Consider the following 19,808-nt stretch of genomic DNA (forward strand, 5'->3'; position numbering starts at 1 on the left):
CTGTATGTGGACGAGCGTACACATAATGTGTACGCTCGTCCGCATTTCCGTTCGGGGACGGAGGGGCAGACGATGCCGGAGTTGTTCATCGACGGGCGGTGGACCTCGTCTGCCGGCAGCCGGGACGTGGTCAGCCCTGCTGACGGCAGCACGCTGGCCACCGTGTCCGAGGCCGATGCCGGCGACGTGGCCGCCGCCGTCGCGGCCGCCAGGGCGGCGTTCGACACCGGGCCATGGCGTGCGACCAGTGCCCGCGAGCGGGGCGACCTGCTGCGCGGGGTCGCCGATCTGCTCGTCCGCGACCGCGAGGAACTCGCTCGTACCGAGACGCTGGACACCGGCAAGACGCTCCGTGAGGGGCGGATCGACGTCGACGACGTGGCAGCCGTGTTCCGCTACTACGCGAACCTGGCCGACTCCGATGCGGGCCGGGTGGTCGACACCGGCAATCCGGGTGTGGTCAGCAGGGTCGTGCGTGAGCCGGTCGGGGTGTGCGCGTTGATCGCACCCTGGAACTACCCGATGCTGCAGATGTCCTGGAAGCTCGCGCCCGCTCTCGCCGCCGGCAACACCGTGGTGTGCAAGCCGAGCGAGGTCACTCCACTGTCGACGGTCCACATGGTCCGGCTGGTGGCCGAGGCCGGTGTGCCGGACGGTGTGGTCAACCTGGTGCTGGGTGACGGCGCGGTCGTCGGCTCCGCGATGGTGGAGCATCCGGACGTCGACCTCGTGTCGTTCACCGGGGGGCTCGCCACCGGCAGGCGGATCATGGCGATGGCCGCGCCGGACGTGAAGCGGGTGGCGCTGGAGTTGGGTGGAAAGAACCCCAACGTGGTGTTCGCCGACGCCGATTTCGACACCGCCGTCGACTACGCGCTCACCGCCGCGTTCCTCCACTCCGGACAGGTCTGCTCGGCAGGCTCCCGGCTGATCGTCGCGGAGTCGATACACGACGAGTTCGTCGCCGAGCTGGCGTGGCGTGCCGAACGGATCCGGCTCGGCAACGGCATGGACGAGGCGAGCGAGTGCGGGCCGCTGGTGTCGGCCGCGCACCGGGACAAGGTCGAACGCCACATCGAGAAGGCGGTCGCCGAGGGCGCCACGCTGGTCACCGGCGGCACTCGCCCGGACGGCGAGGAGTTCAGCGCGGGTTACTTCCTGCGGCCGGCGATCTTCACCGGCTGCCACTCCGGCATGGCGATCGTGCGCGAGGAAGTGTTCGGCCCGGTGGTCACCGTCGAGACGTTCGGTTCCGAAGCCGAAGCCGTGGCGATCGCCAACGACACCGACTACGGCCTGGCGGGCGCGGTGTGGACGACCGACGTCTCCCGCGCGCAGCGGGTGGCGAACGCCCTGCGGCACGGCACGGTGTGGATCAACGATTTCCACCCGTACGTACCGCAGGCGGAATGGGGTGGCTTCGGCAGATCGGGCATCGGCCGCGAGCTGGGACCGTCCGGTCTGGACGAGTACCGGGAGGCCAAGCACATCTACCACAACATCGCGCCGACCCCTGGCCGGTGGTTCGGGGGCGGTTCGTGAGCACTGAGCGCTTCGACTACGTCATCGTCGGCGGCGGGTCCGCCGGGTGCGTGCTCGCCAACCGGCTGTCCGCCGATCCCGGCACGACCGTGCTGGTGCTGGAGGCGGGCCGCCCGGACTGGCGGTGGGACCTGCTCATCCACATGCCCGCCGCGCTGACCATGGTGATCGGCAACCGCTTCTACGACTGGTGCTACGAGTCCGAGCCCGAACCGTTCATGGGCGGGCGGCGGGTCAGCCACGGTCGAGGCAAGGTCCTCGGCGGCTCCAGTTCGATCAACGGCATGATCTTCCAGCGCGGCAACCCGATGGACCTGGAGCGCTGGGCCGCGGATCCCGGCATGGAGACCTGGGACTTCGCGCACTGCCTGCCGTACTTCAAGAAGATGGAGCACTGCGTCGCGGGCGCCGACGACTGGCGCGGGCAGGGCGGCCCGCTCTGGCTGGAACGCGGCGCGGCGGTCAACCCGCTGTTCGACGCGTTCCTCGCCGCCGCGGAGCAGGCGGGTCACCCGCTCACCGACGACGTCAACGGCTTCCGGCAGGAGGGCTTCGCGCGCTTCGACCGCACGATCCGCGACGGCCGCCGCTGGTCGGCCGCCCGCGCCTACCTGCACCCGGTGCGCGACCGGCCCAACCTGACCGTGCGCTGCCTCTCCCAGGTCGACCGGGTGCGCTTCGCGGGCACCCGCGCGGTGGGCGTCGACTACCGCAGGACGGGCGGTCGCACCCGCCGCGTCGAGGCCGGTGAGGTCATCCTGTGCGGCGGCGCGGTCAACACCCCGCAGCTGCTGCAGCTGTCCGGCATCGGCAACCCGGACGAGCTGACGCCGCTCGGAGTGGAGATGGTCCACGCGCTGCCGGGCGTCGGCGAGAACCTGCAGGACCACCTCGAGGTCTACGTCCAGCACGCCTGCACCCAGCCGATCTCGTTCAACCCCGCGCTGAAGCTGCGCAACCGGCCGGCCGTCGGACTGCGGTGGCTCCTCGGACACAAGGGTCCCGCGGCCACCAACCACTTCGAGGCGGGTGGTTTCGTCCGCGGCAACGACGAGGTCGCCTACCCGAACCTGATGTTCCACTTCCTGCCCATCGCGGTGCGCTACGACGGCACCCAGGTGGGCGCGGAACACGGCTACCAGGTCCACATCGGACCGATGTACTCCGACGTGCGCGGCTCGGTGAAGATCACCTCCACCGATCCCCGGAAGCACCCGGCGCTGCGGTTCAACTACCTGTCGACCCCGAACGACCGCAAGGAGTGGCTCGAGGCGATCCGGGTGGCACGCGACATCCTCTCCCAGCCCGCGTTCGCCCCCTACGACGGTGGAGAGCTCTCCCCCGGCCCCGATGTCCGGTCCGACGAGGAGATCCTCGGCTGGGTGGCCAGGGACGCCGAGACCGCCTACCACCCGTCGTGCTCCGCACGGATGGGCATCGACGACATGTCCGTCGTGGACCCGGAGTCCATGGCCGTGCACGGCGTCACCGGGCTGCGGGTGGTCGACGCGTCCGCGATGCCCTACCTCACCAACGGCAACATCTACGCCCCGGTGATCATGCTCGCCGAGAAGGCCGCCGACCTGATTCTCGGCAACACCCCGCTTCGACCAGCCACAGTGGACTACTACCGGCACGGAGCCGACCAGGAGAGGTGACGCCATGTCGTCCGCCCAGGACGTACCGGCCAAGGACAGCAGGCTCAACCCCGTCGTGTTCTACGGTTCGTCGGCACTGATCATCGCGATCTCACTGTGGGCCATCATCACCCCGTCCGGCGCCGAACAGGCCATCGGCGTCGTGGTCGGCTGGGTGTCCGGGAGCCTGGGCTGGTACTACTTCCTCGCCGCCACGATCTTCCTCGTGTTCGTCGTGTTCATCGCGGTCTCCCGCTACGGCACGATCAAGCTCGGCCCCCAGCACTCGAAACCGGACTTCAGCCTGTTCGCCTGGGCGGCCATGCTCTTCGCCGCGGGCATCGGGATCGACCTGATGTTCTTCTCCGTGTCCGGCCCGGTCTCGCACTACCTCGCCCCGCCGGAGGGCGCGGCGGAGACGGTCGAGGCCGCTCGCCAGGCCATCGTGTGGACGATGTTCCACTACGGCATCACCGGCTGGGCGATGTACGCGCTGATGGGCATGGCGCTCGGCTACTTCGCCTTCCGCTACCGGCTGCCGCTGTCGATCCGCTCCGCGCTGTACCCGATCATCGGCAAGCGGGTGCACGGCAGGCTCGGTGACGCCGTCGACCTGGCGGCGGTGATCGGCACGATCTTCGGCATCGCGGTGTCGCTCGGCATCGGCGTGGTACAGCTCAACCACGGCCTGAAGATCCTGTTCGACCTGCCCGAGGGCGTGCCGGCGCAGATCGGGTTGATCGCCGTCGCCGTCCTGATGGCCACGGTGTCCGCGGTCGCGGGCGTCGACAAGGGCATCCGGAGGATGTCCGAGCTGAACGTCGTGCTGGCCATCGTGCTGATGCTGTACGTGGCGATCATGGAGAACCCGGTCCAGCTGCTCAACGCGTTCATCATGAACATCGGCGACTACGTGAGCCGGTTCCCCGGGATGACGCTGAACACCTTCGCCTACGACCAGCCCACCGAATGGCTCAACGCCTGGACGTTGTTCTTCTGGGCGTGGTGGGTCGCGTGGGCGCCGTTCGTCGGGCTCTTCCTGGCCCGGATCTCCCGCGGTCGCACCATCCGGCAGTTCGTGGCGGCGACCCTGATCGTGCCGTTCCTGTTCACGCTGGCGTTCCTGTCGATCTTCGGCAACAGCGCGCTGTCCATCGTGCGCGGCGGCGACGCCGAGTTCGGTCAGACCGCGATGAACGCGCCGGAACAGGGTTTCTACGCCTTGCTCGACCACTACCCCGGGGTCACGTTCGCCGCCGGTCTCGCCACGTTCGTCGGGCTGCTGTTCTACGTGACCTCCGCCGACTCCGGCGCACTGGTGATGGGCAACTTCACCTCCCGCCTGCGGACACCGACCACCGACGCGGCCCGCTGGGTGCGGGTGTACTGGTCCGTCGCGACCGGTGTGCTCACACTTGCCATGCTGCTGGTCGGCGGCGTCGGCGCGCTCACGAACGCGACGATCATCATGGGCTTGCCGTTCTCGTTCGTGATGTTCCTGGTGATGCTCGGGCTGTACAAGGCACTGCGGATCGAACGGTTCCGCGAGGACGCCGCCCGTACCAGCCTGTCCTCGTCCCTGTCCGAACGGACGACGATCGAAGCCCGGGGCGTCACCCGCACGTGGCGGCAGCGGCTGGCACGGGCGATGCACTACCCGGACGAGCAGGCCGCGGCCCGGTTCATGACCGAGGTGTGCCGGCCGGCGTTCACCGAGGTCGCCGCTGAACTGCGGGAACAGGGTGCCGACGCCGACGTGCGCGAAGGTGTGGTCGCCGAACTCGGCATGCCGTACTACGAGCTCACCGTGGCGATGGGCACCGAGGAGGAGTTCACCTACCGCGCCTGGCCGTGCCGGGCACGGACGCCGTCGTTCGCACCGCGCAGGGGTGGTAGCGCGGAGACCTACTTCCGGGTCGAGGTGTACCTGACCGAAGGCAGCCAGGGCTACGACGTGCTCGGCTACAGCACCGAGCAGCTGATCAACGACCTGCTCGACCAGTACGAGCGGCACCTCGAGTTCCTGCGGCTGCACATGGAGACCACCCATGGCGCGTTGCCCGACCACGCCGAGGACATCGTCACACCGGAGCCACCGGCCGTCCCCGACCCCGTCGGCAAGGACTGAACGCTTCACCACAACCCGAAGGCAGACCGAACAGCGGACAGCACGTCACGCGGTCATCGTTCCCACCTGGCGAGCCTTTGGTTCGAGGGCCGGGCGGTGAGATCGGCGAGCGGCTCAGCGCCAGCGCCGGGTCGGTGTCGACCGCCCTCAGGTCGCTCGCCGCAGAACAGCACGGTGCAGGCGATGCTGCGGGCCGCGGACTGGCCTGCCACCGCCACGGTGCTGTCATCGGCACCGCATGGGGCGGCCTGACCACGGAGGCCATTGACAGCACGAGCAATGACGTGTTCGCGATCGACCAGGTGCCCTTCCACCAGCTGTTCCCGAGGGTGGCGGCCGTGATCCACCACGGTGGCGCGGGCACCGTCGCCGCGGGACGGCCCCAGGTCGTGTGCCCGTTCGTCGCCGACCGACCGTTCTGGGGACAGCGGGTGCACGACCTCGGAGTCGCACCAGCACCCGTTGGCCAACGCCATCTCGACGTCGATCGGCTCGCCGCGGCCATCGAACAGGCCGTGCGCGATACGCGACTCGCTTCGGCGGCGACCAGGCTTGGTCGACAGGTCCGGGCCGAGGACGGCGTCCGCGAAGCGGTTCGTCAACTGGAGACGATCGCCGCCCGGCGCTCCTGACCTGGCCGTACCGGAACTACAGCGCCTTCACCGCGGCCACGAGCTTGCTGAGCGATTCCTTGGCGTCGCCGAACAGAAGGGTTGTCTTCGCGTCGTACAGGAGTTCGTTCTCGATGCCCGCGAAACCGGGCCGCATGGACCGTTTGAGGAACACGACGGCATCGGCGTGGGCGACTTCGAGGATGGGCATGCCGTAGATCGGTGAACCGGGTGCGGAGTGCGCGGCCGGGTTCACGACGTCGTTCGCGCCGACGACGAGTGCCACGTCCGTGGTGCGGAACTCCGGGTTGATCTCGGTCATCTCCTTGAGCTTGTCGTACGGGACGTCGGCCTCGGCCAGCAGGACGTTCATGTGGCCCGGCATCCGCCCGGCCACCGGGTGAATCGCGAAGGTGACCTCGATCCCGCGCTTTTCCAGTTCGTCGGTGAGATCACGCATGGCGTGCTGGGCCTGGGCCACCGCGAGTCCGTAGCCGGGCGCGACGATCACCTTGCGGGCATAGCCGAGGAGGATCGCGACGTCCTGCGGACCCGCCGAGCGCACCGGGCGGTCCGACTCCGTGGTGCTGCCCAGCGTCGACCCGCCTGCGAACGCGCCGAACAGGATGTTGACCAGCGACCGGCCCATCGCGTCGGCCATCATCTTGGTCAGCAGCGTGCCCGACGCGCCGACCAGGGTGCCCGCGACGATCAGCAGCGTGTTGGACAGCACGTAACCGCTCGCCGCCACCGTGATCCCGCTGAACGCGTTGAGCAGCGAGATCACGATCGGCACGTCCGCGCCCCCGACCGGCAGCACCAGCAGCAGACCGAGCGCCAGCGTCAGGACCGCCAGCAGGACCGCACCGAGCACCTCGCCGTCGACCGCCACCCAGACACCGGCGGCGAGAGTGCCCGCGACCGTCGCCAGGGCCACCCAGCGCATGCCGGGGAAGAGAATCGGCCGGCCGGTGACCAGTTCCTGCAACTTGCCGAAGGTGAGCACAGAACCGGAGAAGGTGATGGATCCGATGAGGACGGTGAACGCGGTCACCGCGAGATGTGCCAGGTCGCCCGAGGTGCCCTCAGCCAGCTCCAGCAGCGCGACCAGGGCGCCCGCCGCGCCGCCGACACCGTTGAACAGCGCGACCATCTGCGGCATCGCGGTCATCGCGACGCGCCGCGCCGCGAGTGTGCCGATCGCACCACCGACGGCGATCGCCACCAGGATCCACACGAGACGGTCCGGGCGCTCGGCGGCGAACACGACGAGCACCGCCACCAGCGCTCCCGCCGCACCGACGAGGTTGCCCACCCGCGCGGTACTCGGCGATGACAACCCCTTGAGCGCGAAGATGAAGCAGACCGCGGCGACCAGGTACAGCAGTGCCGTCCAGTTCTCGCTCACGCGCGGGGCTCCCGTTCTTTCCTGCCCCTGGCGCGGAACATCCGGAGCATCCGGTCGGTGACCACGAACCCGCCGACGAGGTTGACCGTGGCCAGGACGATGGCGACGAGTTCGAGCACGAAGATGGCCGTCGACTCGGTGTGCGCGGCGACCGCGATGGTGCCGACCAGCACGATGCCGCTGATCGCGTTCGAGCCGGACATGAGTGGGGTGTGCAGGGTCGAGGACACCTTCGAGATGACCTCGTACCCGACGAAGACCGCCAGCACGAAGACCGTCAGCAGCGCGATTCCATCCACTAGGACCGCTCCTCTCCACCGCCGTTGCCGAGCAGGTCCCTGGTGGGCGCGTGCCGGACCTCGCCACGGTGGGTGACACAGCACGCGGAGATGATCTCGTCGTCGAAGTCCGGCGCCAGGGTTTCGCCGGAACGCATGAGGAGCAACAGGTTCACGACGTTCGTGCTGTAGAGCCGGCTCGCCTGGGCGGGCAGCTGGCTGGGTACGTTGCGGCCGCCCCAGAGCAGCACGTCGTCGACGGTGAGCTCCTCGCCTGGTTTCACACCCTCGACGTTGCCGCCGGACTCCGCCGCGAGGTCCACCACGACCGAGCCGGGGCGCATTAAGGCCACCATGTCCGTGGTCACCAGCAGCGGCGCGGGCCGCCCCGGCACCGCGGCGGTGGTGATCAGCACATCCGCCGCGGCCACGTGTGGTGCGAGCAGCTCGCGCTGCAGCCGGGCGCGTTCCTCGCCCATCTGTCTCGCGTACCCGCCCGTGCCCTCCAGCGTCGGCAGCTCCAGCTCGACGAACTCCGCACCCAGGCTGCGCACCTCGTCGGCGGCGGCGGCGCGCACGTCGTACGCGTGCACCACCGCGCCGAGCCGTCGCGACGTGGCGATGGCCTGCAGCCCAGCGACACCGGCGCCGAGCACCAGCACCCTCGCGGGCGGGATCGTGCCGGACGCTGTCATCGCCAGCGGCAGGAACTTCGGCAGCCGCTCGGCGGCGACCAGCGCCGCCCGGTACCCGGCGACGAAAGCCTGTGAGGACAAGGCATCCATGGCCTGCGCACGAGCGATGCGCGGCACCAGCTCCATGGCGAACGCGGTGTGCCCGGCGTCGCGTAGCGCCCGCACCAGGTCCAGCTCCTGCGCCACCGGCAGAAACGACACCGTGATCGCGTTCGGGGCCAGCAGGTCGAACCGGTGCGCGGCGATCGGTTGCACGGACAGCACCACGCCGGCACCGTCCAGCGCGCCGCTGTCCACGGCCGCACCGGTATGCCGGTAGTCATCATCGGTGAATCCCGCGGCCTCACCGGCGCCCGGCTCGACCACGACTTCCAGTCCGGCTTCGGCGAGACGCGGCACCAGGTCAGGAACGAGCGCGACCCGCCGCTCGTCGGGTCTGGTCTCGCCGGCGATGGCGACCTTCACAATCGCACCTTAACGCACAAACGCGGTGTGAATAAGGTGGTGTTTCCAGTCGAGACGACAACTGTGACGTGTCGGTCCACTTGAAACACGACACCGAAAGTCGAGTGAGGAAGGACCAAAATGCCGCCTGGTGAACACCGGGGCGGGATCCCGATGTCGACCCCGGAGGCGCCCAGTGGTGTCGTGTCGAGCTTGCCGCGCAGTTGCCGCCATGTCGGTCGTACGCTGCGACCATGCACGCCAACGAGATGGCCGAGGCCTTCCCGGTGGTCGTCGCGGAGTCCGACGCCTGGGCCGCGGTCACGCAGATGGCGGAGCGCCGGCTACCCGGGCTGGTGGTCACCGACGCCACGGGCAAGCCGGTGGCGGTTCTGCCTGCCTCCCAGGTCGTGCTGATCCTCGTGCCCAGCTACGATCGTCGAGGTCGCCGCCGTGATGGCCCGCCTGCGCGGCCCGCTCGCCGCGGTGATGGACGGCGACAAGCTGGTCGGAGTGATCACCGCGTCCCGGCTCCTGCAACTCGCGCTCACCCGGCGCTAGCCACGTCGACGCCCTCCCGGGCACGGAGTTCGGCGTGAGCACGGGGATCGCGATCACCGTCTTCGTCGTCGCGTACCTGTCCATCGCGACCGAGCGGATCCCGAAGACCGCCGCGGCGCTCGGCGGTGCGGCTCGACATCAAACCGCTGCCGTTCCTGATCGCCGAGGTGCTCGCGTCCAACTCGTCCTCGCGGCCGTGTTCGCCGCGTTCATCGGCCACTCGGTGTTCCACATCGAACCCTCGGTGGTCGCGCTGCTCGGCGCCGGTGTGCTCGTGCTGATCTCCGGCACCAGGCCAAGGACTACCTCGCCGGGGTCGAGTGGGAGACGCTGCTGTTCTTCGCGGGCCCGTTCATCATGGTCGGCGCGCTGGTCAAGACCGGTGTCATCGGAGAGCTCGCCGCGTTGGCGGCCGACGCCACCGGAGGCGACGCGCTCGTCGCGGTCATGCTGATCCTCATCGTGTCCGCCTTCCTGTCCGGGATCATCGACAACATCCCGTACGTGGCGACAATGAGCCCGATCGTGCTCGAGCTTGCCAACGACTCGGCATCGCCATGCGGGCGGGCTCCCCGATCTCGTTCTGGGAGTTCACCAGGAAGGGCGCGGTGATCACCGCGATCACGATCGCCATCGCCGCGCCCTACCTGTGGCTGCGGTACTTCGTCCTCGCCCGAAAGACCGGCCGACACGGACGGTGCACCGACGTCAGGTGACGTTGACCTCCCGTTCCCGGAACGCGAGCAGACCACCCACCGCCAGCGCGGCGGCCAGCGCGGTGAGCGCCAGGAGCGGCACGAAGTCGAGGTCGTCGACCGGCAACTGGGGGATGTGGCCGAACGGGGAGAGGTTGTTCATCCAGTTCGGGAACTGGAGGATCTGGCCGAGGTAACCGACCAGGAACGCGTACAACGGCACGATCCACGCCAGCGCTGCCGCGCGGGGCACGAGTCCCACCAGCAGTACCGCGATCCCGGCCGTGACCCACAGCGCGGGCAGGTACGCCAGCGACGCGCCGACCAGCTTCCCGACCATGCTGCTGTCGCCCATGGACGACGCCCCGGACAGGCCGATCCCCAGACCGGCGGCGAGCAGCATCACGACCGAGCCGATCAGGACGACGACGAGGTGGCTGCCGAGCCAGCGGACGCGGGACAAAGCGGTCGCCAGCACCGGCTCGGCACGGCCTGCGTTCTCCTCGGCCCTGGGCCGCAGCGCGGCCATCACCACGTACACGGAGGCGATGATCGCCATGATGACCATGACCATCGAGGCGAACGACTCGGCGACCGTCGCGCCACCGATCTCGGCGATGACGTCCTGGAACGCGTCGATCCCAGCCAGCATGTCCTCGGCCTCGCCGAGGATCGAGCCGTACGTGACGCCCAGCAGCAGCATCGCGACGCCGAACCCGAACATCAGCCCGCGGTGCAGCCGCAGCGCGAACCCGATCGGGTGGGCCAGCGCGTTCGACGCGGCCGCCGCCCCACTCCGAGGCTGGCGCAGGCCCGCGCCGACGTCGCGCCGGCTGCTGAGCTGGAACGCGACGAGCACGAGCCCGACAGCCAGCGCGACCGCGAGCAGCAACGGCCACCACCGGTTCTCCAGGAACGCCCACGTCGCCTGGACCCACCCGATCGGCGACAACCACGACAGCCCGTTGTCCCCGACGTCACCGGCGGCACGCAGGACGTAGGCGACGCCGACGACCGCGAGCGCCAGACCGGCCGCGCCTCGCGAGTGCTCGGTGATCTGCACGGTCACCGCGGCCACCCCGGCGAACACGATGCCGGCCGCGGCGTGCGCGGCGCCGTAGAGCAGCGCACCGCTCCAGGTGATGCCAGCCATGCCGAGCCCGCCGAGGCCGGCCGCGATGAGCAGGGCCAGCACCACGTTGGTCGCGGCGACCACGGCGAGCGCGGCGACCAGGTGTGCGTGGCGGCCGACGACGTTGGCGCGAACCAGCTCGGCGCGACCGGTCTCCTCCTCGGCCCGGGTGTGCCGGACCACGGCCAGCACGCTCATCAGGCCAACCATGATCGCCATGAAGCCGAGCATCTGGTGGCTCATCATCGCGCCGAGCGTGTAGTCGCCCAGGTAGTGCGCGGGCCCGGTCATCGCGAGCCCCGCGGGCGTGCTCATCGTCTCGGCGACCTGGGCACGGTTGGTGTCGTCACCGTAGAGGTCCTGGAAACTCTGCGCGGTGCCGACGGTGGTGAGGGTGAGGGCGGCAAGCCACACCGGGATGCGTACCCGGTCCCTGCGCAGGATGAACCGCACGAGGGCGCCGGTGCCGGTGAACGTGCTGCCGCGATCGTGTGCGGTGACCGCGGGCCGCGTGGTCGTGATGGTCATCAGGCGCTCCGGGTGGTGGTGACGTCAGCGTTGAGGTCGTCGCCGTAGTGGCGCATGAACAGCTGCTCGAGCGTCGGGGGCTGACTGACCAGCGAGCGGATGCCGAGGCTGTGCAGGTACCCGATCACCGCGTCCAGCTGCTCGGTGTCCACGTCGAACCGCAGTTGTCCGTTGTGGACGGCCGGATCGTGCACGCCGGGCAGCTCGGCGAGCCGGTCAGCGGGTCGCGCGGTCTCGGCGATGACCGTGGTGCGGGTGAGGTGCCGCAGCTCCGACAGCGATCCGGACTCCACGATGTGGCCGAGGCGGATGATCGAGACACGATCGCACAGGGCCTCGACCTGCGCGAGGATGTGGCTGGACAGCAGTACCGTCCGCCCGGCGGCCTTCAGCTCGCGAACGCACTCGGCGAACACGGATTCCATCAGCGGGTCGAGACCCGCGGTCGGCTCGTCGAGGACGAGCAGCTCGACGTCGGACGCGAGCGCGGCGACGATGGCGACCTTCTGCCGGTTGCCCTTGGAGTAGGTGCGCCCCTTCTTCGTCGGGTCGAGGTCGAACCGGTCGCACAACGCGTCCCGGCGCTTCCGGTCGAAACCGCCGCGCAGCCGGGCGAACAGATCGATCGCCTCTCCCCCGGTGAGGTTGGGCCACAGGTTGACGTCACCGGCCACATAGGACAGACGGCGGTGCAGTGCGACCGCGTCCCGCCACGGATCGCCACCGAGCACCGCCGCGGTCCCCGCATCGGAGCGCAACAACCCGAGCAGCACCCGGATCGTGGTCGACTTCCCCGCTCCGTTCGGGCCGAGAAAGCCGTGCACTTCTTCGGTGTGCACGGTCAAGTCGAGCTGGTCGAGCGCCTTGGTCGTACCGAACGACTTGTCGAGGCCCGACACCGAGATGGCAGCGTCAGTCAGAGCAGGCATGAGATGTCCTCGTTGACAGGCGCACCGGCGATACCGGTGCGCAAGCGGATGTGCGAACCGCCACCCGGGATCGTCACCGGGCGGCCAGTCGAAGAACGAAAGAAAAGGCGGGAGTGCTCTACCGAACCGGCGGATCGGAGTCCGCGCGGCGCGCACCCGCGTGCGACGACGACAGGCGACCGGCATCGGCCAGGGGCACTCCCCTGACAGCCGCGTCCGTACCCGTCATACCTTCACAAACTACAGCATCTTCACAAATTCGTGACGTTAAGAAAGCGCAAAGACTGGCATTGAGGCAGCCAGAAACTTCCTAACCTCGTTCCGGTCGATCACCAGAGACCCGAACCACTCGCGCTACCAGCCGAGCTGGTTCCGAGCCGGTGCGCGGCGCGATCAGGTGATACGACTGCACCTGGACAGCGGTGCCGTCGGCCAGCGCGACGATCGTCCCGCGAGGCAGTACCACCGCTCCTCGCAACTGAAGCAAAGGCACGTTGTCGAGCTGGTCGTGCAACACGGTGACGACATCGACAAGGTCAGTGCCGTCCGTCGATGAAGAGGAGTTCTGGCGATCGGTCATGAAGCAACCACCGCCGGAGTGACCGATGATGAACGCGGCATGCGATTTCACTCCCTGGTCGACAGCACAACACCGATGCCGACCAGACTTCCCGGCGCGCCTGTCGGCAGGCTAGCGCATTCGGGTTGATCTCGTGATCGGGCACCTGAGGTACTCACCCAGGTGCCGAAGGCGGTGCTGCTCGCCACCGCGGAGTCGCCCACCCCAGGCGCCCGTCCACCACCAGTTGGCAGAGCGACCAGGTGACGATCACCGACATGATCGCGCCCCAGGTCAGCGTGGTGGTTCGGTGACCGGAGCGGTGCCCGGCGGAAGGTTGTCGGGCGGTTCGACGCGGAGTGCCTTGGCGATGGGCACATCGGTCGAGGAGTGCAGGACGATCGAGAGCGCGATGGTGATGGCCACGAGGTCGAACACGTGCTCCCCCGTCGGCAGTCCGGCCTGCAGGACGAGCAGGCCGTAGACCACCGACGCGAATCCCTTGGGGCCGAACCACGCCGCGACCCACCGCTGCTGTGCCGGCAACGTGGTGCGCAGCAACGACAACAGCATCGCCGCGGGGCGTACCAGCAGGATCGCGAGCACCGCGACCAGCCAGTCCCCCGCGGTGAGGTCACCGATTCGCTCCGGGGTGATCAGTGCGCCGAACACCAGCAGTGCGGCGAACTTCGTCACCTCCGAGAGCAGGTCGCCGAAGTGTTCGAACCGCTCGGCCGCGACGTGGTCCAGCGTGGCGATGGTCGAACCGGCCGCGAATGCCGCGAGGTACGGGTTGGCGTGCGTGAGGTGGCAGGCGGCGTAGAGCATGACGGCGATCGCGAGCGGCCCGAGCGCCTGCAGGCGCGGCTCGGCGGTGAGGATCCGCAGCCGCCAGGCGAGCACCGCCGCCGCCGGGATCGCGATCCCCAGCGCGAGCCCGGCGACCAGTTCGAAGGCCACCTCACCGAGGTGCGCGTCCTGGTTCGCCGCCGTGGCCAGGAAGATCAGCACGAACGGCAGCGCGAGCCCGTCGTTCAGGCCCGACTCGACGTTGAGCAGCCGCCGCAACCGCAGCGGCACGTCGTCCCGCCCGACGATCGCCGCGGCGAACACGGGGTCGGTCGGCGACAGGATCGCGCCGACCAGGAACGCGGTCGGCCAGTCCATCCCGGCCAGGAAGTGCGCGGGCAGCGCGATGCCTACCATCGTCAACGGCATCGCGAGTCCCAGCGCCCGGCCCGACAGCCGCCAGCCCTCGCGCAGCGCGGGCAACCCGGCCCGCTGGCCGTCGGTGAACAGGACCGTGAACAGGGCGAGGTCGGCGAGCCCGGTCACGAACGCCCCGTCGGACGGGATGTCCACCAACCCCAGGCCACCCTGCCCGATCAGGGCACCGGCCAGCAGGAACAACAGCGCGGTCGACAGGACCGTCCTCGCCGCCACCCCGGACAACGACACGCTGATGAGCAGCACGACACCGAACGCGAGCACAAGCGCCACCGACACACCCCGTCCACTTCGGAAACACCCATACACCCCAGAGGGTGTGCCGACCAGACCTCCCGGCGCGCCGCCGGTAAAGATGCCGCACAGACCGCCTGGAACACAAGTCGGGGTCAGAGCGAGTCGAACCGGCGCAGGGTTCGGCGCGTCAGCAGAGCCGCGACGATCGCGGTGAGGATGATGCCGACGAGCAGGCCGAGTGGACTGGGTCGCCACAGGGCGTCGACGGTCCAGAAGTGCGGGAACAGCTGGAGCGGCCACTGCGCGGCGTCGGGCAGCCACCACATGGCGGGCGCGATCCCCGTCGGCACCAGCCCGAGAACCTTCAGCCAGGCCAGTCCCTCGACTTTGTTGCGGGCGACGGCCGCGGTGGCGAGCGTGATCAACGGCGCCTGTGCCGCCGCCAGCACCAGCGCCGGCAGGTCGAAGCTGGGCGCGAGCCCGGACACGGGCACCACGACGACGAGCATGAGCAGCGCCGCCGCGGCGACCGTGGCCATCCGGTAGACGAGATAGCGCCGCGCGGTGACCGGGCTGACCCGGAGGACCAGCAGGGTGCGGTCGTCGATGTCGTCGAGGACGAGCAGCGCGCCCACCATCCCGGTGATCAGCGGCACGTGCAGCACAAGGAGTGCTGCGAGCAGGATCGGTTGGTACGGAACGAGATCGACGCTGAACCGTTCCTGTAGGTACGCCGCCAGCGGCGGGTAGCCCAGCCGCAGCGCGATCGCGAGCAGAAGGGGCCCGGCGAGCACCACCAGCAGCAGCGCGCTGCGCACGGAGGTCCGCCGGTCGATGCCCACCAGCGCGGCGAGCCATCCGCGCGGCCGCCAGCGTGTGCCGCGCGGCCGTGCTCGGCTCTCGGCGCCCACCGGCTCGTGGGTGAAACGTCCTCGGGCGAACCAGATGGCCACGGCGGTGGTCGCCAGCAGGTAGCCGAGTGCGAGCGGGTCGAAACGGCCCTGGATCACGGCCGCGGCCGCGGTGGTGGGCACGAGGAACAACAGCAGGTGGTCGGCGACACCGGTGAGGTGGGCCAGCGGCGCCGCGATGAGCGGGGCCAGCGGCAGCGGGGCGACGGTGAGGAACGCGGTGAGCGACGGCCGCCGGACCACGAGCGCGAAGCTCACCGTCAGGAACAGCACCGCCAGCAGGACCACGCCCAGCAATGCCGCCACGAGGTTCACCCCGGCGGCCAGCGCGACCGGAACCGCCGACACCACCGACAGTCCGGTCAGGACGCCGACCTTCGCACCCAGGTACTCACCGAACCGCAGCGGGCTGACCGTCAGCGCGGCCAACGCGCCCTCGCCGCGCTCGAACAACACCAGTGCGGCGATGAAGAACGATCCGAAGGTGGCCGTGTCGATGGTCAGGATGACCGGACCGGCACCACGGGCCAGCGGGCCGGGCACAGCCAGCAGTACCAGCGTCCACACCGCGGTCAGGCCGAGCGCGACGGCGGGAATCCGGTACCGCCACTCCACTTGCCACTCCAGCGCGACGGCTGCACGGAGCCGGTTCACAGCCGCCCACCGGTGACCTCGACGAACACGTCGTCGAGGCTGGCTTCCCTGGTGTGGATCGTCTCCACCCGGTGCGCACGCAGCAGGGCGGCGAACGCGGGGTCCTCGCCGATGCCTGCGAGCGGGAACTCCTTGTGCCGCAGCACGTTCTCGTCCCGGTACTCGACCACCACGCACGGCTTGCCATGGGCGAGGCGGAAGTTGCGCGGAGTGTCGATGGCGGCGATACGTCCGTCCACCATGAACGCGACCCGGTCGCACAGCTGCTCTGCGGTCGCCATGTCGTGCGTGGTGAGGAACACCGTGCACCCCTGCTCGGGCTGGCGGCGGACGAGGTCGCGGACCAGGTTCGCGTGCACCGGATCCATGCCGGAGGTGGGCTCGTCGAGGAACAGCACGCGGGGACGGTTCACGAGTGCGCGTGCCAGGTTCAGCCGCATCCGCATGCCCTTGGAGAACTCTCCCACCAGCCGGTCGGCGTCCGCGCCGAGGCCGACCAGGTCGAGCAGCGGACCAGGTTCGTCGGCAGGCCCCCGGTAGAACGCGGCGAACGCGGCCAGGTTCTCCCGCGCGGTCAGCCGCGAGAAGTGCGCGGGCAGTTCGAACCCGACCCCGATGTGCTCGTAGTAAGCCCGGCCCCACCGCATCACCGGGCGCCCCAGCACGTCCGCGCGCCCCTCGTGACCGCGGAGCAGGCCGGTGAGGATCCGCTGTGTGGTGGACTTCCCCGCCCCGTTCGGCCCGAGGAACCCGAAGACCTCCCCTTCCGCCACCGTGAACGAAATTCCGTCCACGGCGTCCGTCGCGGCGCCCCGGTAGCGCACGTGCAGGTCGTCGACCACGATGACCGGAGCCGTCATGGCCGCCACCCCTCCCTCAGCACCGCGAAGGCGTCGTCGATCAGGTGGGGCAGCTCGGCGGAGCCGTCGGTGGCCACCCACTCCTCGAGCGCGCTGGTCAGCGTGGCCAGGCACGCCGAGGCCAGAATCCGGGTGGCGAAGTCCGGCTCCCCGTCGACCAGCGCGCCGGCGAGCAGTTCCCGCGTGGCGACCTGGTTCTCCCACAACCGTGCCCGCAACGCCGGAGTCCGCAACGTCAGCCGGACTCGCACCAGCAACGCCTCCCGGTCAGCGGCGTAGATCGCGCCCAGACCCTCACGTACCGCGGCGTGGATCCGGACCACCGGGTGCTCGGAGCGTGGGCGGGCCTGTATCGCCGCCACCAGCAGCGGGTCGTAGGAGTCACTGAGCACCGCGTCTTCCTTGGTCGGGAAATACCGGAAGAACGTCATGTGCGACACCCCGGCCGCCGCCGCGATCTGTTCCACCGTGGTCGCGTCGTAACCACGCTCGATGAACAGCCGCGATGCCTGCTCCTGCAACCGTTGGCGCGTCTGTGCCTTCTTTCGCTCCCGCCAGTGCGGCTCAGCCATCACGACCTCCTGTTAGTCACTAACATGTTAGCGGCTAACGTCATAGCCAACCATCAGCCCGACGTGGAACTCGGCCTCGGCACCGTCAACACCACGCTCGCGGCGGCGATGCTCACCGCACTCGCCCGTCCACACCGACACCAATGCTGCGCCCGGGCACGAGGGCAGCGAGCAAGGCCGTGCGTTGATGAGCCGGCAACAGCTCGAGCTCGTCGAACGCGGTCACCGCTCGCATGGCCTTCACGAGCTGTTCACCGTCGACCGGGGGGCAACACACCCCAGGCGTTCAGCATGGTGGGTCTGGTCAACACCGCCCGCCACCTCAGATGTTCCACCCATCACCACCGAACACACCATCGTCCCGCGGACATCAGGTGTGTCGCCGGGTAGCGGCGGCTAATGTGCCTCGCGTGAACCGTGACGAGAGGATCCGGTGACGTGCCAGACTCCGACGACAACGCGCGAGACGACGACCTCTTGATCTTGCGGCGCGAGGTGGACAATAGTGCGGTCGTGGTCCACGCCATCGGTGAGGTGGACCTCTCCAACGCAGCCCTCCTGTCCGCTGAACTGACGAGCGCCGCGCAGGACGCATCCGGGCGGCTCCTCGTGTTGGACATGAGCCGGGTCTCCTTCATGAGTTCGTCGGGCGTCGCGTCCTCGTCGAGCACCAGCAACAACCCCGTGCCCGCAGCAACCTGCGAATCGTCGCAAGCGGCAACGTCGTCGCCCGCACACTGCAGAGAACAGGTCTCCTCGAGCTCCTGGCGCTCCACGCCACCCTCGCGGACGCCCTCGCCGCTGGGTCACCTCCGCCCCGCAGTGGATCCGGCTGACCACACAGCAGTGGACACGAGCACTGGCCTCACACGACCGGTCACAGGCTCGTCTGGGATCGGCCGAGCAGCCCGCATGGTTCGGGTTTCGGGTCGGCCGTTGAGCCCCGCACAGCGACGGCGCGATGACCGGTTCCGCTGACGGCTTAAGCGAAGTTGTCGATCGACGTGTCGGCGCTACCGCGAGCAATGCGGTCGCCATGAGGTCCGCCACCAGCGCGGCGTCCAGCAACGGCCCACCTGCGAGCGGACCAGAGGTTCTGCTGTGGAGCGAGAAAGTGCCGATCGCCACGCTTCCGCGGACAACGGCCAGCGGAGGTCGTCGGCGGCAAGGTCCGCGACAAGGACGGGAAGTTGTGTGCGCCATGCGTCCGGCGAGGACAACCACACAAGCTAAGCGGGCATCCCCTGTGCGGCGCCGAACGTGCGGCGGTAGTTCTTCGGCGGTACGCCGACAACCTTGTTGAAGTGGTGCCGCAACAGTGCAGCCGAACCGAAACCGCTTTCCTCGGCGACCTTCTCGACCGGCAACTGCGTGTCCTCGAGCAGGTGGCGCGCGTGCAGTACGCGCTGGATGACGAGCCACTTGGCCGGCGTGGTCCCGGTCTCGGCGACGAAACGGCGGGCGAACGTGCGCTCGGACAGCTGCGCGCGGCGGGCCAGGTCGGGGACCGTGTGCTCGGTCCTGAGGTTGTCGAGCATCCAGGTCAGCAGCGGCGTGAGGCTGTCGGACGTGCATTCCGGGATCGGTACCTCGACGTACTGGCGCTGGCCACCGTCCCGCTGCGGCGGCACGACCATCCGGCGCGCGATCGCGTTGGCCGCGGCGGAGCCCAGTTCGCGGCGGACGATGTGCAGGCAGGCGTCGATGCCGGCGGCCGTGCCCGCGCTGGTGACGAGGTTGCCGTCGTCCACGAACAGGACGTCCGGGTCGAGCTTGATCGTCGGGAAGCGCTCGAGCAGCTCCTGCCCGTTGCGCCAGTGCGTGGTGCAGGGCCGGCCGTCGAGCAGGCCCGCGGCGCCGAGGATGTAGGCGCCACTGCACACCGACAGCAGCGTGGCACCCCGGTCGATCGCCCGGCGCAGCGAGTCGAGCACGGCGGGCGGGTACTCGTCCCGCACCGACGCCGCGGGCACGACCACGAGGTCGGCCTCGTCGACGGCGTCGAGCCCGTGTTCCGGGATGAGCATCGCGCCGACGTTGGTCCGGAGGGGCTCCCCCGGCCGCTCACCGCACACCTTGAAGTCGATCAGCGGCACGCCGTCGTCGGTCCGGTCGAACCCGAAGACCTCGCACACCACACCGAACTCGAACGGTGCGACCTGGTCGATCACGATCGCGGCAACGGACCTCAGCATGCGCC

General features: G+C 69.4%; 16 protein-coding genes and 1 pseudogene. 6 read left to right on the plus strand and 11 right to left on the minus strand.

The annotated features are described in order from the left end of the window. Window positions 1–72: 72 nt before the first annotated feature. From FHR82_RS38615 to FHR82_RS38630, 4 genes are all read left to right on the plus strand, one after another. The gene (locus FHR82_RS38615; RefSeq protein ID WP_184815603.1) at window positions 73–1,542 is read left to right on the plus strand and encodes an aldehyde dehydrogenase family protein; all 1,470 of its coding nucleotides are present in this window, start codon (window positions 73–75) and stop codon (window positions 1,540–1,542) included. Next, a complete protein-coding gene (gene betA, locus FHR82_RS38620) occupies window positions 1,539–3,200 on the plus strand; it encodes a choline dehydrogenase (RefSeq protein WP_184815604.1) in 1,662 nt (553 codons plus the stop codon). Before FHR82_RS38615 ends, betA begins: the two co-directional genes overlap by 4 nt. Before the next feature lie 4 nt (window positions 3,201–3,204). Then, window positions 3,205–5,307, plus strand: a complete 2,103-nt coding sequence (gene betT / locus FHR82_RS38625; protein WP_184815605.1) for a choline BCCT transporter BetT — start codon at window positions 3,205–3,207, stop codon at window positions 5,305–5,307. Between the two features lie 134 nt (window positions 5,308–5,441). Further along, window positions 5,442–5,939, plus strand: a complete 498-nt coding sequence (locus tag FHR82_RS38630; protein ID WP_184815606.1) for a glycosyltransferase — start codon at window positions 5,442–5,444, stop codon at window positions 5,937–5,939. A 16-nt stretch (window positions 5,940–5,955) separates the two neighbouring features. On the opposite strand, the gene FHR82_RS38635 is transcribed toward FHR82_RS38630, so the two are convergent. The 3 genes from FHR82_RS38635 to FHR82_RS38645 are packed head-to-tail and all read right to left on the minus strand — an operon-like array spanning window position 5,956 to window position 8,764. Continuing rightward, on the minus strand, window positions 5,956–7,326 hold the full coding sequence (locus tag FHR82_RS38635) for an NAD(P)(+) transhydrogenase (Re/Si-specific) subunit beta (RefSeq protein ID WP_184815607.1): 1,371 nt from the start codon (window positions 7,324–7,326) through the stop codon (window positions 5,956–5,958). Further along, on the minus strand, window positions 7,323–7,625 hold the full coding sequence (locus FHR82_RS38640; protein ID WP_184815608.1) for an NAD(P) transhydrogenase subunit alpha part 2: 303 nt from the start codon (window positions 7,623–7,625) through the stop codon (window positions 7,323–7,325). Before FHR82_RS38640 ends, FHR82_RS38635 begins: the two co-directional genes overlap by 4 nt. Then, entirely contained in the window at window positions 7,625–8,764 is a 1,140-nt protein-coding gene (locus FHR82_RS38645; RefSeq protein ID WP_184815609.1) for an NAD(P) transhydrogenase subunit alpha, read from the minus strand. The genes FHR82_RS38640 and FHR82_RS38645 overlap by 1 nt, the downstream gene beginning before the upstream one ends. A 721-nt stretch (window positions 8,765–9,485) precedes the next feature. On the opposite strand from FHR82_RS38645, the pseudogene FHR82_RS47815 reads away from it, so the two are divergent. Next, window positions 9,486–10,020: pseudogene (locus FHR82_RS47815) on the plus strand (ArsB/NhaD family transporter); the annotation flags it as partial. Here FHR82_RS47815 and FHR82_RS38665 read toward each other — a convergent pair. The 7 genes from FHR82_RS38665 to FHR82_RS38695 all read right to left on the minus strand — a co-directional run bounded on the left by FHR82_RS38665 (window position 10,013) and on the right by FHR82_RS38695 (window position 17,608). Continuing rightward, window positions 10,013–11,659 carry an ABC transporter permease gene (locus FHR82_RS38665; protein ID WP_184815610.1) on the minus strand — a complete coding sequence of 549 codons (1,647 nt, stop codon included), beginning with the start codon at window positions 11,657–11,659 and terminating at the stop codon, window positions 10,013–10,015. The pseudogene FHR82_RS47815 and the gene FHR82_RS38665 sit on opposite strands and share 8 nt — an antisense overlap. Then, window positions 11,659–12,588, minus strand: coding sequence for an ABC transporter ATP-binding protein (locus FHR82_RS38670; protein ID WP_184815611.1), 930 nt, complete (start codon window positions 12,586–12,588; stop codon window positions 11,659–11,661). The genes FHR82_RS38665 and FHR82_RS38670 overlap by 1 nt, the downstream gene beginning before the upstream one ends. A 310-nt stretch (window positions 12,589–12,898) precedes the next feature. Next, entirely contained in the window at window positions 12,899–13,168 is a 270-nt protein-coding gene (locus FHR82_RS38675) for a hypothetical protein (RefSeq protein ID WP_184815612.1), read from the minus strand. A gap of 273 nt (window positions 13,169–13,441) precedes the next feature. Continuing rightward, window positions 13,442–14,647 (minus strand): cation:proton antiporter, encoded by a 1,206-nt coding sequence (locus tag FHR82_RS38680; protein WP_184815613.1) that lies wholly within the window; start codon window positions 14,645–14,647, stop codon window positions 13,442–13,444. Between the two features lie 116 nt (window positions 14,648–14,763). Continuing rightward, window positions 14,764–16,176, minus strand: a complete 1,413-nt coding sequence (locus FHR82_RS38685) for a fluoroquinolone export ABC transporter permease subunit (protein WP_184815614.1) — start codon at window positions 16,174–16,176, stop codon at window positions 14,764–14,766. Further along, a complete protein-coding gene (locus FHR82_RS38690) occupies window positions 16,173–17,036 on the minus strand; it encodes an ABC transporter ATP-binding protein (protein ID WP_184815615.1) in 864 nt (287 codons plus the stop codon). Before FHR82_RS38690 ends, FHR82_RS38685 begins: the two co-directional genes overlap by 4 nt. Continuing rightward, the gene (locus FHR82_RS38695) at window positions 17,033–17,608 is read right to left on the minus strand and encodes a TetR family transcriptional regulator (protein ID WP_184815616.1); all 576 of its coding nucleotides are present in this window, start codon (window positions 17,606–17,608) and stop codon (window positions 17,033–17,035) included. Before FHR82_RS38695 ends, FHR82_RS38690 begins: the two co-directional genes overlap by 4 nt. A 495-nt stretch (window positions 17,609–18,103) precedes the next feature. On the opposite strand from FHR82_RS38695, the gene FHR82_RS48175 reads away from it, so the two are divergent. Next, complete coding sequence (locus FHR82_RS48175) at window positions 18,104–18,586, plus strand: STAS domain-containing protein (RefSeq protein ID WP_376706481.1); 483 nt, start codon at window positions 18,104–18,106, stop codon at window positions 18,584–18,586. Between the two features lie 251 nt (window positions 18,587–18,837). Here FHR82_RS48175 and FHR82_RS38705 read toward each other — a convergent pair whose 3' ends face one another. Beyond that, window positions 18,838–19,803 (minus strand): helix-turn-helix domain-containing protein, encoded by a 966-nt coding sequence (locus tag FHR82_RS38705; RefSeq protein ID WP_184815618.1) that lies wholly within the window; start codon window positions 19,801–19,803, stop codon window positions 18,838–18,840. Between the last annotated feature and the right edge of the window lie 5 nt (window positions 19,804–19,808).

This window comes from Actinophytocola algeriensis, assembly GCF_014203735.1.
Lineage (GTDB): Bacteria > Actinomycetota > Actinomycetes > Mycobacteriales > Pseudonocardiaceae > Actinophytocola > Actinophytocola algeriensis.

Excerpts from the sequence above, each read along its gene's own strand:
- FHR82_RS38615 (WP_184815603.1), top strand. The coding sequence starts at position 73 with ATGCCGGAGTTGTTCATCGACGGGCGGTGGACCTCGTCTGCCGGCAGC.
- betT (WP_184815605.1), top strand. The coding sequence starts at position 3,205 with ATGTCGTCCGCCCAGGACGTACCGGCCAAGGACAGCAGGCTCAACCCC.
- FHR82_RS38705 (WP_184815618.1), bottom strand. The coding sequence starts at position 19,803 with ATGCTGAGGTCCGTTGCCGCGATCGTGATCGACCAGGTCGCACCGTTC.
- FHR82_RS38695 (WP_184815616.1), bottom strand. The coding sequence starts at position 17,608 with ATGGCTGAGCCGCACTGGCGGGAGCGAAAGAAGGCACAGACGCGCCAA.
- FHR82_RS38690 (WP_184815615.1), bottom strand. The coding sequence starts at position 17,036 with ATGACGGCTCCGGTCATCGTGGTCGACGACCTGCACGTGCGCTACCGG.
- FHR82_RS38675 (WP_184815612.1), bottom strand. The coding sequence starts at position 13,168 with ATGACCGATCGCCAGAACTCCTCTTCATCGACGGACGGCACTGACCTT.
- FHR82_RS38670 (WP_184815611.1), bottom strand. The coding sequence starts at position 12,588 with ATGCCTGCTCTGACTGACGCTGCCATCTCGGTGTCGGGCCTCGACAAG.
- FHR82_RS38665 (WP_184815610.1), bottom strand. The coding sequence starts at position 11,659 with ATGACCATCACGACCACGCGGCCCGCGGTCACCGCACACGATCGCGGC.